The organism is Salipiger marinus, from assembly GCF_900100085.1.
Lineage (GTDB): Bacteria > Pseudomonadota > Alphaproteobacteria > Rhodobacterales > Rhodobacteraceae > Salipiger > Salipiger marinus.
On the sequence record NZ_FNEJ01000004.1, the window covers coordinates 219,455 to 234,238 of the forward strand.

The window sequence follows — 14,784 nt, forward strand, 5'->3', positions numbered from 1 at the left end:
ACAGGGCGACGCCGAGCGCCGCCCTGTCCTGTTCTGCCGGGCCGCCGCTCAGTTATCCGGGTTGGCGGGCGGATCGATCGGCTCCACCTCCTCGACCGGGGCGGAATCGGGCACGTTCACGTCGCCGTCCTGAGTTTCCGTCGCGGTCGGGCTTTCGGTGGCGGGGCTCTCATCCTCGGGGGCGGTGGCGACCTCTTCGCCCACCCAGTAAAGGATGATGCCGACGCCGAAACACACCACCAGCAGGATGCCCAGAAGCGGGCCCCAGTGGCGTTTGGTCTGCTTTTTGGTATTGGTGTCCGGAGCGGACATGGAAAATCTCCCATCTGTTTCTGAAGCGCCCGCGGGCGCGGGGGGCCGGGGCGGCGGGCAGGGTCAGCCCGTCACGACCAGCTGGTTCTCGACCGTCAGCACCCCGGCCACGGTTTCGGTGACCGCGCAGGACAGCGTGCGCTGGAATTCCCGCGGCACCTGTCCGGTCAGCGTCACCACCCCCTGACGCAGCGCCACGCCGATCCGGCAGCCTGCAAGCCGCCCCTCCGCCGCAAGGGCCGCGCAAATCGCCTCGTGCAGATCCGCATCGGTGGGCTGATCGCGCGGGGGATAGACCGGCGGATCGGGCAGGATGGGCTGGCGCACGCCGTAATATCCCTCGGGGCGGCTGGGTTCGGCCAGATCCGACCGCACGCGGCGCAGCTTGGGATCGTCGGGGGTGTCCTGAGCATCGGTCATGATGTCATCCTTCGATCATCTCGTCCGTGTCGCCGTGTTCCGGCATGGTGGAGGAACGGACCAGACTGCCATCGGGGCGCACCAGCGCCCACCAGCCGCCATAGCTGAAGATGCCCTGCCCTTCGGGAGCCTCGCCCAAGATATCGCGGTGGAACTGGAACAGGGGCTGGTCGGCATAGGTCAGCACGTTGACGCCGCGCCATGGCTTCGTGTCCACCAGCGCGGCCTCGATGCCCTCGCCGAAACTGGGCTCGCCCTCGGTCACCAGCAGCGGCCAGTCCTGCAGGCAGCTGGCCCCGCAGGAGGCGAGCGGATCCTCGTCATCGCCGCCGCTGCCCTTGGTGAGCATGGCATAGACCGGGCGACCGTCCGGCCCGACAAGATGGGTGCCGTCCGCCTCGCTGGACGCAAGCGACAGGGCGGGGGTCGGCTGCGCAAGGGCGGGAAGCGCGGTCAGGGCCAGAAGACCGGTCAGCAGGGAAAGGTTGCGGAAAGACAGAACGGATGACATTGGACAGCTCCTTGTCTGGATGAACCGGAAACAAATCCGCCGCTCCGATGTTCCCAGACCTGCGTGCCATCTGCCGCGGGCCTGCTGACCGGCCCCGGCGCTGCCCACGCTCCCCGCCGTTACCCGAAAGGAACAGCGCATGACCGAGCCCCGCAAAACGCCCCGCACAGGCCCGAGCCAGGATCAGTTGATGGCCCTGCACCTTCAGGGCCTGCGGCAGAGGCCGGTCCCCGGCCCGCTGCTGGAGCTCGCCCTGCGGCTGCAGGCCCTGCTCAGAGACGCGGAGCGGAGCGGCTAAAGCCGCTCCGGCACCTTTTCGCCCAGTTCTTCGATCACCATGACGCGAGCCCGGTTCACCCGGCTCTTGATGGTGCCGATGGCCACGCCACAGATCTCGGCGGCGGTCTCGTAGCTTTCGCCCAGCATCACCACGAGGATCAGCGTCTCGCGGTAATGGGCGGGCAGGCGAGAGATTGCGCTCATCAGTTCGCTGCCCCGCAGCGCCCATTCCTGCGTGCTGGGAACCGAGGCGGTGCCGGACACGCAGTCCTCGCCGCCGGGGCGTTCGCGCTTGGTCTTGACGATCTCGTTGTAGAACGTGTTGCGCATGATGGTCATGAGCCACGCGCGCAGATTGGTGCCGGGGCGGAACCGGTGCACATTGGCGATGGCCTTGGTCAGGGTTTCCTGAACCAGATCATCAACATCCTGATGGCGGCGGGTAAGCGTCCACGCATAGGCACGCAGGGCCGGGATGTAGCTGATGACATCCTCGGAAAACAGGGTTTGGTCAGTCTGGGTAGACATATCAGCTCCAGTGTTCACTCCTTGCGGGGGCAGAGACGGTGCAGGCAGGAACCGGACCCGCTCCGGCCCGCGCGGCGCGACGGAGGAGGGGCAAAGGGACGGTTGATCCCACCTGCCGCGACTGACCCCGGAGGGAGAGGTGCGGGCAACAGGATACGGGTCTGGGGCGATAACGATGTCGCTTGTGACAGGATCGTAGGTCCGTGCACCACCGGGTCAAGGCAACAGCCCCACCCCGCCGGGGGATGCCGTTGCGGAACCGGCAACAATGCCCGCGCCACTGTGACGGGCGGGACTGGCCGCCAGGATCATTTGTCGCAACGTCCTCAGCGGGTAAGCGGCTGCGGCACCTGTGTGCCATGGCAGTGCGGCGCCGATGCGGCGGGAAACCGCCACCCCCGCGCAGGTTCTGTCCGCTGACGGACCCCGGCGGATTTCCGCAGCCGCGCGGCAGGGCCCCGTCAGGCCGAAAGGTCTGGCTGACCTCCATAATTCGATCATCTGTCACCCCCGTTCAACTTGAAGACGAGCGGGGCAAACAGGAGTGTGCGGCCTTTGTTCCAGCACAATTTCAGGAAATGCGCAAAACCGACAGATTTTCTGTGCCGCTGCGGCTTTTCGGCAGTCTGTGCCGCGCAGCGCGGGCGGGCGGGATAGGTCAGTCTTGGCCGGAGGGTTTGCGCAGATGGACCTGCAGCTGCCGGGCAAGGTCCAGCAGGCGGTCGGGCACGTCTTCTTTTGCGATCGCCTCAAGCTGGCGGTTCAGCTCGACGTCCAGAACGTCGGGGGCGGGCTTGGTCAGATGAGGGTTTGTCATGGCGGCATGGTCCGTCTTTAGTGCGCAAGCCCAACTATTACGCAGGTCCGGCGGCAGCGGATCACTCTGGCCCCGGCGGGGGGCGATCTTTTTCCGGATCCGCTGCGGAATCCCCCCGCTGCGCGCGGGAACAGGACCCGTCCCGGTTGGTTCAGGACAGAGCCCTCCCCCGCATGACGGAGCCGTTATGACCGATCCGAACCGCCAGACCCCCGACAGCCCCACCACCCTGCGGGGTGTGGTCGACCGCCTGCACGATGCCGCCAACAAGGAGGAAACCTCGCTCAATGACGTGGTCGAAGGCCTGGGCCATGCCTCTTTTGTGCCGGTGCTGCTGGTCCCCGCGCTGGCGGTGGTCACGCCGCTGTCGGGCGTGCCGCTGTTCTCCAGCACCTGCGGCATCCTGATCGCGCTGATCGCCGGGCAGATGCTGCTGGGGCGGCGCCACCTGTGGCTGCCCCGCTGGATCATGAAGCGCCGCGTGCCCTCGGACAGGCTGCGCAAGGCGGCGGACAGCCTGCGCAAACCGGCGGACTGGCTGGACGCGCATACCGGCAAGCGGCTGAGCGTTCTGGTCAGGCCGCCCATGGACCGGCTGCTGCATCTGGCCTGCGTGCTGTGCGGCATCGCCATGCCGGTGCTGGAACTGGTGCCCTTCACCTCGTCAATCCTTGGCGCCGCCGTGGTGCTGCTGGCAATGACGCTGCTGGTGCGCGACGGGCTGCTGGCGCTGCTGGCGCTGGCGGTGATCGGGGCTGCGGTCTGGGTCGGGGTGCAGGTGGTCTGAGACCACCCGCCCCCCGCGTGGGTCAGTCCGCCACGGACGCGCCGCCATCGGGATGCAGCACGTGGCCGGTCATGTAGGATCCATCCTCGCAGGCCAGAAACAGCACCGAAGGCGCCACCTCGTTGGGCTGGCCGGGGCGGCCCAGCTTGGTGCCCTGACCAAAGCTCTCGACCTTGTCGGGCGGGAAGGACGCCGGGATCAGCGGTGTCCAGATCGGCCCCGGCGCCACGCCATTGACCCGGATGCCCCGGTCCGCCAGCTTGGAGGCGAGCGCCCGGATGAAAGACAGGATCGCGCCCTTGGTGGCGGAATAGTCGATCAGCAGATCCTGCCCGCGATAGGCGGTGACAGAGGTGATGCCGATGATCGACGCGCCCTGTTTCAGATGCGGCAGGGCTGCCTGCACCATGAACATCTGGCCGAAGATGTTGGTGCGGAAGGTCGCCTCGATCTGCTCCTCGCTCACATCCTCGAAATGCTCCTGCGCGTGCTGTTCGGCGGCGTTGTTCACCAGCACGTCCAGCCGCCCGAACCGGTCGATCACCTGACGCACTGCATCGACGCAGACGGCGCGCTGGCCGACATCGCCCTTGATCGCCAGCCCCTCGCGGCCTTCGGCCCGAATTGCCTCAAGGGTCGTGTCGGCGTCGCGATCCTCGGACTTGTAAAGGATGGCCACATCCGCGCCCTCGCGGGCGAACAGCACGGCGCTGGCGCGCCCGATGCCGGAATCGCCCCCGGTGATGATCGCCACCTTGCCAGTAAGCCGCCCCGAGCCGGGATAGCGCGGGGTGAATTCGGGCGCGGGGGACATCTCGTGCTCCAGCCCGGGCTGCTGGTCCTGCACGCGGTTGTCGGAATATTGGGTCATTATCTGTCTGTCCTTTCGGGTTGAGGTCAGGATCCGCCCATCAGGTAAAGCGCCACGGCGACCACGATCACCGCGACCGCAGCCCACGGCATCCACGCCGGATGGCGCGAGCGCTGCAGATCGGCGGGACCGGCCTTGTCGGTCTCGGCCACATGCTTGGCGGCACCCTTGGTCGGGCCATGCGCGGTTTCGGCGGCTTTGGCGTGGCGCAGCTGCGCCGGATCGACGCTGTTGGTGCCCGCCTCGTCATCGGTGCCAAGCGGCGCGGCGGAAGGGTCGCTGAAATCGACCTTGTCGCCGGTTTCCCCGCGGTCGATGCGGTCGCGCAGGCGCGCGGCCTCGCCGCCCGCCGGGCGGGCGGGCTCATTGTCGGATTGGGCCATTGGGCTGTCCTTTCTGGGCAGGAAACGCGCGGGCGGGCGAAAAGGCTCCGCCGGTCAGCCCGCAATATCCGCGCGACGGGTCGACTGCGGGCGCGCGCGCAGCACCGGCAGGGTCAGCAGCACCAGCACCAGAATGACCGTGGGCGCCACCAGCCGGGGCACCTGCGCCCAAGGCTCCAGCCCTTTTTCCCACAGCGCCCAGACCACGGTGAAGGCATAGGTGGCAAGATAGACCCACAGCGCCATCATCGAGGCATTGAGCAGGAACCATGCCGTCACGCACAGCCCCAGCCCGGCCACGGCGTAATACCAGCTGCCGCCCAGCGTGATCAGCCAGATGCCGCCGCCAAGGATGGCCACGCCAAACAGCGCCAGCACGATGGCCAGAAGCACCGTCGCGACATAGCCGCCCCCTTCGGCCCGGGAGCCGGTCTGCCAGCCCTCGGTGCTTCGTCTTGATCGCAGATCGGTCATTCTGTCCTCCTTCGCAGCGGGATCGGTGATCCTCGGAACAGGACAGGGGCGCGGATGTTCCCGCGCGGCGCAGCTTTTGGCCGGGACAGGATCAGCCGGGCAGCGGCGCTGTGCCCGCGCCCTGCGCCAGCTGGCGGCGCAGTTCTTCCATGAAGCTCAGCAGCAGGCCGGAATGCGGCACGCCCTTGCGGGTGATCATCGAGGCGCGCACCTCGCAGGCGGGGGCGAAGGGGCGCGAGACCAGACCCCGGCTCAGATAGGGTTCGGCGGAATAGGGATCGACCACGGTGACGCCCATGCCTTCGGCCACCAGTGCGGCGGCGGTCTGGCAGTAGCGCACCTCGATCCCCGGATGGTAGGTGCCACCGCCCTGCGCAAAGCCCTTGGCCACCAGCCGCCCCAGCTGCGAGGCCTGATCGATGCCGACGATCTGCCGCCCCGACAGGGCTGCGGCGGTGACGAAGGGCTGCCGCGCCAGCGGGTCATCCCCGGGCAGCAGCACGATCATCTGGCTGCGCTGGATCAGTTCGGAATTCACCGTTTCCAGCCGTTCGGCATTCAGCACCATGCCGATATCGGCCTGCCCGGTCTGCACCGCGTCCAGCACGTTTTCCAGCCGCCGCACGTCATAGCTGATGGTCACCTCGGGGCGGGCGGCGTGAAAGGCGCGCAGCGCGCGCGGTGCCAGCGAATAGCCCAAGGGCGGGGTCGACATCACCCGCAGCCGCCCCACCTGCCCCGACCGGATGTCCCGCGCGCGGGTGGTGAAGGCGCGCAGGATGCCGAAAAGCGGGCGGATTTCCTCGAAGAGGTCATTCGCCTCCCCGGTGGGAGTCAGGCGGCGGCCCGTGCGTTCGAACAGCGCAAAGCCCAGCTGATGCTCCAGCTGGCGCAGACCCGCCGAGACGGCGGGCTGCGAGATGCCCAGAAATTCCGCCGTCTCCACCGTGGTGGTGCAGCGCATCATGGCGGCAAAGATCTCCAGCAGCCGCAGCGATACATCCGGCAGATCCGCCGGACGCGTTCTCACGACACGGCACCCAGCGCCATGGCCGCCCCCGCCATCACCGGATCGATGATGGCGACGCCGATCTCGGCCTCCAGCCGCGCGCGGATCGGCGCCATGCCCGCACAGCCCAGCACGATGGCGCCCGCCCCCATGTCGCGCAGGCGCGCCGCCGCCTCCAGCACTTCGGCATAGACCGCCGGATCGCGGCCCGAGGCTTCGGCAGAGACGCCCGAGAGCGGCAGTTCGCCCGCCAGCCGCGCCTCTACCCCCATCTGGCGGATCTTGCGCAGGTGGCGGGGCACGGATTTTGGCCCCAGCGCCACGATGCCGAAGCGGTCGGCGCGCGCGAGCGCGGTCAGGATGCCCGCCTCCTGAATGCCGATCACCGGGCGGCGGGTCAGGCTGCGCGCCAGATCAAGCCCGGGGTCAGAAAAACAGGCGGTGACATAGGCCAGCGCCTCCTGCTGCCGGACCAGATCGGCGACCCCCAGCCCGGCCCGCGCCACGTCTTCTTCGGTGGCGATGGTGGCGGGCTGGTCGGCGAGATCGCAGACGCGGAAATGATCGCCCAAGGGCGCCAGCGCCGTCGCGATGCCGTCGGTGACGGCGCGGGCGGAATTGGGGTTGATGACAAGGATCTTCATCGCAGCACCGTTCCGAAATTCTGCGCGGGGTCAAATTCCGGCGCAAGATAGCCCTGCCTGCCACGCGGATCCACGGGGGCCCGGCCAAAGAACCGCCCCTGCCCTTCGCGCGCCTTCAGGCTGCCATGCTCCACGATCATCTCGCCGCGGGTCATCACGATCTCGGGCACGCCCTGCAGCTCCATCCCCTCGAACGGCGTGTAATCCATGTTGTCATGCATGTCGGCCTGCGTCACGACGCGCCGCGTCTCGGGGTTCCAGATGGCGATATCGGCATCCATGCCGGGGGCGATCCGGCCCTTGGTGGTGCAGCCGAAGGTGCGCGCGGCATTGGTCGAGGACAGCGCCACGAACTGCTCCGCCGTGATGCGGCCCTTGACCACGCCTTCGGAAAACAGCCACGGCAGGCGCGCGGCGATGCCGGGCATGCCATTGGCGATCTTGGGATAAGGCGCATCAGCACCGTTCAGGAACTTGCCCGTCTCGTCAAAGCGATAGGGCGCGTGATCCGAAGACACGCTTTCAAACGTGCCCTGCGCGATATGATGCCAGAGTGCCGCCTGCGTGTCGGCGCCGCGCAGCGGCGGGGAGCAGATGAACTTCGCGCCCTCCATGCCGGGGCGGTCCAGATCGTCACGGGTGAGCGCCAGATATTGCGGGCAGGTTTCGGCAAAAAGCCGGGCGCCGTTGAACTTTTCCTGCCGCACGATCTCGGCGCCGCGCGCGGTGGACACATGCACGATGAACAGCGGCGCATCCACCAGCTTGGCCAGCTGGATGGCGCGGTGGATCGCCTCTTCCTCGGCCAGTTCGGGGCGGGAAATGGCGTGATACTTTGGCGCGGTCAGCCCGCGCGCCGCCAGCTGCCGGTTCATCCATTTGACCATGTCGTTGTTTTCGGCATGGACCATAGTGATGGCGCCATGGGTCCGCGCCACGGTCAGAATGTCGAGCATGCCGGCATCGCCGAGATTCATCAGATCATAGGTCATGAAGACCTTGAAGCTGGTGATGCCCCGGGCAAAGGCGCGCGGCAGCTGATCCTGCAGCACCTCCGGCGTCGGGTCGGAGATGATGAGGTGATAGCTGTAATCGATGACCGACCGCGCGCCGCGCGCGTCATAGGTGGCGATGACCTCATCCACCGACTGGCCGCGATGCTGCGCGGCAAAGGGGATGAAGCTGGAATTGCCGCCAAAGGCCGCCGAAATGGACCCCGACAGGTAGTCATCCGCCGACATCACGCCCGCCGAGCTTTCCTGTGCGATATGGGCATGCGCCTCGATCCCGCCGGGCAGCACCAGCCGCCCGCCCGCGTCGATGCGGCGCGCGCCGCCCTCGATCCGTTCGGCCACGGCGGCGATGCGGCCCTGCGCGATGCCGACATCGCCTTGAAACTGCCCCTCCGCGGTGACGACGGTGCCGCCATGAATGACTGTATCAAATGTCATTGCTGCGGCTCCTTGACCCCGGTCTGGCTGGCGATCAGGCCATAATGCTCGATCCGGCGGTGCGCTGCAAAGTTGAACACGGTCGATTTGCCAAAGGCGCATTTGTCGAAATCCGCCTCGGCCACGATCAGCTCGTCACCCTCGCCGGTGGCGCGGGCCAGCACGAAGCCGTCCGGATCCACGATGATCGAGCCGCCGATCATGTGATTGCCGTCTTCCATCCCGCATTTGGCGACAGCGATGGCATAGGTGGAGTTCTGGTAGGCCCCGGCGCAGACCGACAGTTCATGATGATACAGCCGCTTTTCCAGCCCTTCGGTCTTGGACAGGTTGTTCTGCGACGGCGTGTTGTAGCCGATGGAGACCAGTTCGACCCCCTGCAGCCCCATGACCCGCCAGCTTTCCGGCCAGCGCCGGTCGTTGCAGATCGCCATGCCCATCAGCACGTCCTGACTGCGCGCGACGTTGAACCCGGTATCGCCGGGCAGGAAATAGCGCTTTTCCAGATGCTGGTGGGTGCGTTCGGGTTCATACTCGGCATGGCCGGGCAGATGGGTCTTGCGGTAGGTCAGCACGATCTCGCCTTCGGGCGAGACAATGACCGAAGTGTTGAAATGCTGCCCCTCGGGGGTCAGTTCGCAATAGCCGAAGGTGAAGCCCATGCCATAGTCCCGCGCCCGGTCGAACAGCGGCTGCACGGCGGCATTGGGCATCTCCGTCTCGAACCAATGGTCGAATTCGGCGCGGTCCTCCACATAGAAGCGCGGAAAGAAGGTGGTCAGCGTCATCTCGGGATAGGCCAGAAACTTGACACCCTGCGCATGGGCCGCGTCCATCAGCGCGATCATCCGCGCCACCACCGCCTCGCGGCTTTCCGCTTTCTGGATGCCGCCGATCTGCGCGGCTGCGATCATCATTTTTCTCATGGTAGGTCCTTTCGGGTCAGGTCACGGCAAGGCCGCGCTGGTAGCGCGAGATCACGCGGACCAGCGGCCAGAGCACAATCAGATACATGCCCGCCGCAAGCACCAGCGGCGAGGCGTTATAGGTCACAGACCGCGCCATGTTGGCGGAATAAAGCAGCTCCGACAGCGACACGACCGAGGTCAGCTTCACCACCTCCACCGTGTTGGACAGAAGGTCGGGCAGCACGTTGCGCACCGCCTGCGGCAGCACGACAAAGCCCATGGTCTGCGCGGGCGACAGGCCGGTGGCGCGCGCGGCCTCGGTCTGGCCCTTGGGCACGGCATTGATGCCCGCGCGGAACACTTCGGCGAAATAGGCGGAGTTGTTGAGGAAAAACGCGATCACCACCGCCATGAAGGGCGTGAGCCGGAGCCCCGCGAAGGGCAGGCCGGAATAGACGAAGACCAGCAGCACCAGCGGCGGCAGCGCGCGGAAGAGGTCGATGAAGACCACCGCGCTCCAGTGCAGAGCCGCGTTGCGCGACAGGGCGGCCAGCGCCAGCGCCAGCCCCCCCGCCAGCCCGGCCACGATCACCACCGCGCAGAGCTGCAGCGTGGTCACCGCCCCCTTGAGCAGCAGGGGCAGCGCCTGCGCCATGATGTCGAGGTTGAAGAAGGTGTAGATGAAAGTGTCCATGCCGCCTCTCAGGTCGCGTAGTGGTAGCGCCGCTCGATCCGGTGCGAGGCGATGACGGCGGGGATGAAAAGGACCAGATAGGCGATGGCGGCCATGGTCAGCGGCGTGGCGGATCCGGAAAAGCTTTGCGCCGAGGAAGAGACCGACAGGATCTCCTTGACCCCGATCACCGAGCCCAGGGCGGTGAGCTTCGTGGTGGCCAGCACCCGGTTGACCAGCGGCGGGATGCCCCGGCGCGCGGCCTGCGGAAAGGTGATGAAGACCAGCGTCTGCGCCTTGGACAGGCCCGTGGCGCGCCCCGCCTCCCACTGGCCGGCGGGAATGGCGGTCAGGCCACCCCAGAAAATCTCCTCGGCAAAGGCGGTCAGAACGGCGGACAGCACGAGATAGAGCACCATCCAGCCCGACAGGTTCAGCCCCGCGAGGGCATGCCGAAGAACAGGATCAGGATCAGCACCAGCGGCGGCAGCGCCCGCATGACATCGGCAAAGACGATGATGAGGAAGTTGACGGGGCGGATCCCCGCCACCCGCAGGCAGGCCAGCGCCGCACCGCAGAGGATGCCGGTGACGATGGTGGCCACGGCAAGGCCCAGCGTGACCCCCATCGCCGCGATCAGGTCGGGCAGGTAATTGGCGATGACCTGTCCGTTGAAGAAGGTGTCAAGAAACCGCATCATTCCGCCTCTGCCGGGTGAGAGACGCGGGACAGGAAGGCGCGCAGCCGTTCGGATTTCGGCGCGCCGAAAATCTGTTCGGGCGGGCCTTCCTCGACCACCACACCGCCATCCATGAACACGACGCGGTCGGCGGCTTCGCGGGCGAAGTCCATCTCGTGGCTGACCACCAGCATGGTCATGCCCTTGCGGCGCAGATCCTTCATCACCTTGAGCACCGAGCCCACCAGTTCCGGATCAAGCGCCGAGGTCGGCTCGTCAAACAGCATCACCCGGGGGTCGAGCGCCAGCGCCCGGGCGATGGCCACGCGCTGCTGCTGGCCACCCGACAGTTCGGCGGGCATCGCTTCGGCCTTGTGGCGCAGCCCGACCTGATCGAGCATGTCGAGCGCGCGCGCCTCCGCCTCGGGCTTGGGCCGTTTCAGCGCGCGCACCTGTGCCAGCATCACGTTTTTCAGCACCGACATGTGCGGGTAAAGATGGAAGCCCTGAAACACCATGCCGACCTTCAGCCGCATCCGGTCCAGATCGCGGCGCGGAATGTCGGTGATGCGCGCGCCTTCGATCATGATGGCGCCGCTGGTGGGCTCTTCCAGCCGGTTGCAGCAGCGCAGCATGGTGGATTTGCCCGAGCCCGAGGGGCCGATGACGAAGACAAGCTCGCCCTCGCGCACCTTCAGGTCGATGTTCTTCAGCACCTCGGTCTGGCCGAAACTTTTTCCGAGGGCGCCGCCATGGTGCCATCGGTCTTGAGGCATTCCAGCACGCTGTCGATCAGGTCGCGCGTGGCCACGTCATCCTTGCGGAAGGGCAGGCCCCAGACCAGACCGGTGGCATATTCGTAGGAGAGCGCGATCTGCGGGTTCTTCTGCACGGCCCATGCCGACACGGTCGCGCCCGCCATGTTGGCATCCGCCCGGCCCGAGGTCATGGCCTGAATGGCATCGGTGTTGGTGCCGAAGGCGACCACGGTCCAGCCCATCTCGGCGGCGCGTTCGGTCAGGAAGCTTTCATAGACCGAGCCCTTGTTGACGGCGATGGTCAGGCCCTTGAAATCCTCGAGGCTGTCGAAGCCTTCGGCCTCGGATCCCTTGGGCACGGTGAAGCGGAAGTTGGTGTCCATGAAGCCTTCGGTGAAGAGCAGGTTCTGCGCGCGCTCTTCGGTCACCGTGGTGGGGGCGACGAGAAAGTCATAGGTGCCCGCCTGCAGCGCCGGGATCAGGCCGGAAAACTGCGCGGCGGTCACTTCCATGGGCACGCCGAGCTTTTCGCCGATGGCGGCGGCCAGATCGACGTTGAAGCCTTCGACACCGCCGGACATGGTGGGCATGGCATGGGGGGCGAAGGTGCCGTCAAGCGCGGTGCGATAGCCTTCGGGCTTGATCTGCGCGAGTTCGGCGGCGGCGGCACCGGTCAGCGCGAGGCTGGCGGCGGAGGCGAGGAGGAGGGATTTCAGCATGGGAGGATCCTGTTGGTTGCGTCTGTCGGATCACGTTCTGAAGCGTGTCCTGCTTTTCAGAAGCCACCAGCGGCGCCACTTTTCCAGTATAGAACAGGATTATTATAAAATTATCAATATAAGCACAGATTATAGGACGGCCTCCGGCGCGGTGCCGCAGCTCTGCGGCGCTTTTCACCCATGCTGTTGATTTGTTTAACGGAAACGGGGTCTGAAGCCCCGCTTTTTCTGACCTCCGTCACGGCTCTGCGGAGGGCCGAGGGCGGAGGGGCCGCTCTTTACCGCCGAAAGGCAGTGCGTAAGGAAAAGGCAGAACCGCCGCGATCTGCGGCCCTCATGAAGGATTCCCGATGACTTCCCTGTTCCATCTTGCGCTGCACGTCACCGATCTGGACGAGACACGCGCCTTTTACGGCGAGGTGCTGGGCTGCACCGAGGGCCGGTCCACCGACACATGGGTCGATTTCGACTTTTTCGGGCATCAGCTGTCGTTTCATCTGGGCACGCCCTTTGCCACCACGCGCAGCGGGCGCGTCGGCGATCACATGGTGATGATGCCGCATATGGGCGCGGTGCTGCCGCTGGCGGACTGGATGGCGCTGGCCGCCCGGCTGGAGGAAAAAGGCGTGGCCTTCGACATCCCGCCGGTGATCCGCTTCGAGGGCGAGCCCGGCGAGCAGCGCACGATGTTCTTCTTCGACCCTTCGGGCAATCCCATCGAGATCAAGGGTTTTGCCGATTTCGACGGACTTTTCGCCAAATGACCCCCCATCCGCAAAGGAGAGACCCATGGCCCTGCTGACGGAAGACGCGCGTGGCGTGTTCGTGATTTCGGTGACGCCCTTCCACCCCGATGGTTCGATCGATGTTGAGAGCCTCGACCGGGTGACCGACTTCTACATCGAAAAGGGCGCGACCGGCCTCACCATCCTTGGCATGATGGGCGAGGCGCCGAAGCTGACGCAGGCCGAATCCCGCGCCGTGGCGGAGCGGGTGATTGCGCGGGCCGGCGATCTGCCCGTGGTGGTGGGCGTGTCGGCGCCCGGGCTTGCCGCCATCACCGAACTGTCGGCGGCGGTCATGGACATGGGTGCTGCCGGGGTGATGATCGCCCCGCCCGGCGGGCTGCGCACCGATGCCCAGATCACCGGCTATTATGCCCAGGCCTGTGCCGCGGCAGGCGACGGCGTGCCGGTGGTGGTGCAGGATTTCCCGCTGGCTACCGGGGTCAGCATGGATGTGTCCGTGCTGAACCGCATCGTCGCCGATCTGCCGCAGGTGGTGATGCTGAAGCACGAGGACTGGCCGGGCCTGCCCAAGATCACCGCCCTGCGCCGGGCCGAGGCGGCGGGACAGCGCCGCATCTCGATCCTTTGCGGCAATGGCGGCATCTTCCTGCCCGAGGAGATGGGCCGGGGCGCCGATGGCGCGATGACCGGCTTTGCCTTTCCGGAAATGCTGCGGCAGGTTGTGGATCTGTGCGCCGCGGGCGACATGGACCGCGCGCAGGACATCTTTGACGCCTATCTGCCGCTGGTGCGCTATGAGCAGCAGCCGGGGGCGGGGCTGGCCGTGCGCAAATACGTGCTGGCCAAGCGCGGCGCCATCGCCTCGGCGGCGCTGCGCCATCCCGGCGCCCTGCCCGCGCCGGAAACCGTGGCGGAGGTGGAGCGCCTGCTGGCGCGGCTGGACACAAGACTGAAGGAGCTGGACTGATGGATTACGGACTGAGCGGCAAACGCGCGCTGGTGCTGGGCGGCAGCCGGGGGCTGGGCGCGGCCTGTGCCGCACTTCTGGCCGCCGAAGGGGTGGAGGTGCTGGCCGCCTCGCGCTCGGGCAGCGCCTCTGGCGCGGGCATCACCGGCGTGGCGCTGGATCTGGCCGATGAGGCGGCGGTGTCGGACATGGCCGCGCGGCTGGCGGACGCGCCGGTGGACATCCTGATCAACAACTGCGGCGGCCCCAAGGCGGGGCCTGCGCGCGGGCAGTCGCCGCAGGCATGGCGTGCGGCCTTCGACGCCATGGCCACCCCGGTGTTCCGGCTGACCGATGCCGCCCTGCCGGGCATGGAAGCGGCGGGCTGGGGCCGCATCGTGACCATCGGATCCTCGGGGATCGAGGTGCCGATCCCGGCGCTGGCGCTGTCCAACGGCGTGCGCGGCGCCATGGCGGGCTGGTCCAAGACGCTGGCGGCAGAGGTCGCGGCGCGCGGCATCACCGTCAACATGGTGCTGCCCGGGCGCATCGCCACCGACCGTCTGGCCGAGCTTGACGGCATCAAGGCCGAGAAATCCGGCCAGTCGGTGGAGGAGGTGCAGGCCGCCTCGCGCGCGACCATCCCCGCCGGGCGGTATGGCCGCCCCGAGGAGTTCGCGGCAGCTGTGGCCTTCCTGTGTTCGGTGCAGGCGGGCTACATCACCGGATCGATGATCCGCGTCGATGGCGGCATGATCCGCAGCCTCTGAACCTTGACCGGGGGAGCCTGTCTTCCCCGGTTGTCCGGACTGGCGCGATTTTCCCGGAACAAACTGCCGCGCCCCCTGTTGCAGAGGCCATGAAGC

At 67.0% G+C, this 14,784-nt stretch carries 22 protein-coding genes; 5 read left to right on the forward strand and 17 right to left on the reverse strand.

Features of this window, described 5'->3' with window-relative positions; genetic code table 11:
- Window positions 1-48: 48 nt before the first annotated feature.
- The 3 genes from BLR51_RS06210 to BLR51_RS06220 form a co-directional block, all read right to left on the reverse strand.
- Window positions 49-312, reverse strand: a complete 264-nt coding sequence (locus BLR51_RS06210; RefSeq protein ID WP_089845045.1) for a hypothetical protein — start codon at window positions 310-312, stop codon at window positions 49-51.
- A 63-nt stretch (window positions 313-375) separates the two neighbouring features.
- Entirely contained in the window at window positions 376-732 is a 357-nt protein-coding gene (locus tag BLR51_RS06215; protein WP_089845046.1) for a BON domain-containing protein, read from the reverse strand.
- Window positions 733-736: 4 nt separating this feature from the next.
- Window positions 737-1,243, reverse strand: a complete 507-nt coding sequence (locus BLR51_RS06220; protein ID WP_089845048.1) for a COG4315 family predicted lipoprotein — start codon at window positions 1,241-1,243, stop codon at window positions 737-739.
- A 139-nt stretch (window positions 1,244-1,382) separates the two neighbouring features.
- Between BLR51_RS06220 and BLR51_RS27670 the strand changes: the two genes are divergently transcribed.
- Complete coding sequence (locus tag BLR51_RS27670; RefSeq protein ID WP_165616746.1) at window positions 1,383-1,541, forward strand: hypothetical protein; 159 nt, start codon at window positions 1,383-1,385, stop codon at window positions 1,539-1,541.
- On the opposite strand, the gene BLR51_RS06225 is transcribed toward BLR51_RS27670, so the two are convergent.
- Window positions 1,538-2,050, reverse strand: coding sequence for a sigma-70 family RNA polymerase sigma factor (locus BLR51_RS06225; protein ID WP_089845050.1), 513 nt, complete (start codon window positions 2,048-2,050; stop codon window positions 1,538-1,540). The genes BLR51_RS27670 and BLR51_RS06225 overlap by 4 nt on opposite strands.
- Window positions 2,051-2,708: 658 nt before the next feature.
- Complete coding sequence (locus BLR51_RS27675) at window positions 2,709-2,867, reverse strand: hypothetical protein (RefSeq protein ID WP_165616747.1); 159 nt, start codon at window positions 2,865-2,867, stop codon at window positions 2,709-2,711.
- 187 nt (window positions 2,868-3,054) lie between these two features.
- On the opposite strand from BLR51_RS27675, the gene BLR51_RS06230 reads away from it, so the two are divergent.
- Window positions 3,055-3,654: an exopolysaccharide biosynthesis protein gene (locus tag BLR51_RS06230; protein ID WP_089845052.1), complete on the forward strand. Its 600-nt coding sequence runs from the start codon at window positions 3,055-3,057 to the stop codon at window positions 3,652-3,654.
- Between the two features lie 22 nt (window positions 3,655-3,676).
- Here BLR51_RS06230 and BLR51_RS06235 read toward each other — a convergent pair whose 3' ends face one another.
- From BLR51_RS06235 to BLR51_RS06285, 12 genes are all read right to left on the reverse strand, one after another.
- Window positions 3,677-4,525 (reverse strand): SDR family oxidoreductase, encoded by an 849-nt coding sequence (locus tag BLR51_RS06235; RefSeq protein ID WP_165616748.1) that lies wholly within the window; start codon window positions 4,523-4,525, stop codon window positions 3,677-3,679.
- A gap of 26 nt (window positions 4,526-4,551) precedes the next feature.
- Entirely contained in the window at window positions 4,552-4,908 is a 357-nt protein-coding gene (locus BLR51_RS06240; protein WP_089845054.1) for a hypothetical protein, read from the reverse strand.
- A 54-nt stretch (window positions 4,909-4,962) separates the two neighbouring features.
- A complete protein-coding gene (locus BLR51_RS06245) occupies window positions 4,963-5,382 on the reverse strand; it encodes a glucose dehydrogenase (RefSeq protein ID WP_242656653.1) in 420 nt (139 codons plus the stop codon).
- 91 nt (window positions 5,383-5,473) lie between these two features.
- On the reverse strand, window positions 5,474-6,412 hold the full coding sequence (locus BLR51_RS06250) for a LysR family transcriptional regulator (RefSeq protein WP_230796122.1): 939 nt from the start codon (window positions 6,410-6,412) through the stop codon (window positions 5,474-5,476).
- Complete coding sequence (locus BLR51_RS06255; RefSeq protein WP_089845056.1) at window positions 6,409-7,035, reverse strand: aspartate/glutamate racemase family protein; 627 nt, start codon at window positions 7,033-7,035, stop codon at window positions 6,409-6,411. The genes BLR51_RS06250 and BLR51_RS06255 overlap by 4 nt, the downstream gene beginning before the upstream one ends.
- Complete coding sequence (hydA, locus tag BLR51_RS06260; RefSeq protein ID WP_089845058.1) at window positions 7,032-8,486, reverse strand: dihydropyrimidinase; 1,455 nt, start codon at window positions 8,484-8,486, stop codon at window positions 7,032-7,034. Before hydA ends, BLR51_RS06255 begins: the two co-directional genes overlap by 4 nt.
- Window positions 8,483-9,412 (reverse strand): N-carbamoyl-D-amino-acid hydrolase, encoded by a 930-nt coding sequence (locus tag BLR51_RS06265; protein ID WP_089845060.1) that lies wholly within the window; start codon window positions 9,410-9,412, stop codon window positions 8,483-8,485. Before BLR51_RS06265 ends, hydA begins: the two co-directional genes overlap by 4 nt.
- 16 nt (window positions 9,413-9,428) lie before the next feature.
- Window positions 9,429-10,088: an amino acid ABC transporter permease gene (locus tag BLR51_RS06270; protein WP_089845062.1), complete on the reverse strand. Its 660-nt coding sequence runs from the start codon at window positions 10,086-10,088 to the stop codon at window positions 9,429-9,431.
- Between the two features lie 8 nt (window positions 10,089-10,096).
- On the reverse strand, window positions 10,097-10,486 hold the full coding sequence (locus BLR51_RS28130) for an ABC transporter permease subunit (protein WP_242656654.1): 390 nt from the start codon (window positions 10,484-10,486) through the stop codon (window positions 10,097-10,099).
- 14 nt (window positions 10,487-10,500) lie between these two features.
- Window positions 10,501-10,767: an ABC transporter permease subunit gene (locus BLR51_RS28135; protein ID WP_242656655.1), complete on the reverse strand. Its 267-nt coding sequence runs from the start codon at window positions 10,765-10,767 to the stop codon at window positions 10,501-10,503.
- Entirely contained in the window at window positions 10,764-11,522 is a 759-nt protein-coding gene (locus BLR51_RS06280) for an amino acid ABC transporter ATP-binding protein (protein WP_089845064.1), read from the reverse strand. Before BLR51_RS06280 ends, BLR51_RS28135 begins: the two co-directional genes overlap by 4 nt.
- Window positions 11,456-12,223: a transporter substrate-binding domain-containing protein gene (locus tag BLR51_RS06285; protein WP_089845066.1), complete on the reverse strand. Its 768-nt coding sequence runs from the start codon at window positions 12,221-12,223 to the stop codon at window positions 11,456-11,458. Before BLR51_RS06285 ends, BLR51_RS06280 begins: the two co-directional genes overlap by 67 nt.
- 350 nt (window positions 12,224-12,573) lie before the next feature.
- Here BLR51_RS06285 and BLR51_RS06290 point away from each other — a divergent pair, with 350 nt between their 5' ends.
- From BLR51_RS06290 to BLR51_RS06300, 3 genes are read left to right on the forward strand one after another with little or no spacing between them, the layout of a single operon-like run.
- Entirely contained in the window at window positions 12,574-12,987 is a 414-nt protein-coding gene (locus tag BLR51_RS06290; RefSeq protein ID WP_089845068.1) for a VOC family protein, read from the forward strand.
- 25 nt (window positions 12,988-13,012) lie between these two features.
- A complete protein-coding gene (locus BLR51_RS06295; protein ID WP_089845070.1) occupies window positions 13,013-13,939 on the forward strand; it encodes a dihydrodipicolinate synthase family protein in 927 nt (308 codons plus the stop codon).
- The gene (locus BLR51_RS06300; protein WP_089845072.1) at window positions 13,939-14,688 is read left to right on the forward strand and encodes an SDR family oxidoreductase; all 750 of its coding nucleotides are present in this window, start codon (window positions 13,939-13,941) and stop codon (window positions 14,686-14,688) included. Before BLR51_RS06295 ends, BLR51_RS06300 begins: the two co-directional genes overlap by 1 nt.
- Window positions 14,689-14,784: the final 96 nt, after the last annotated feature.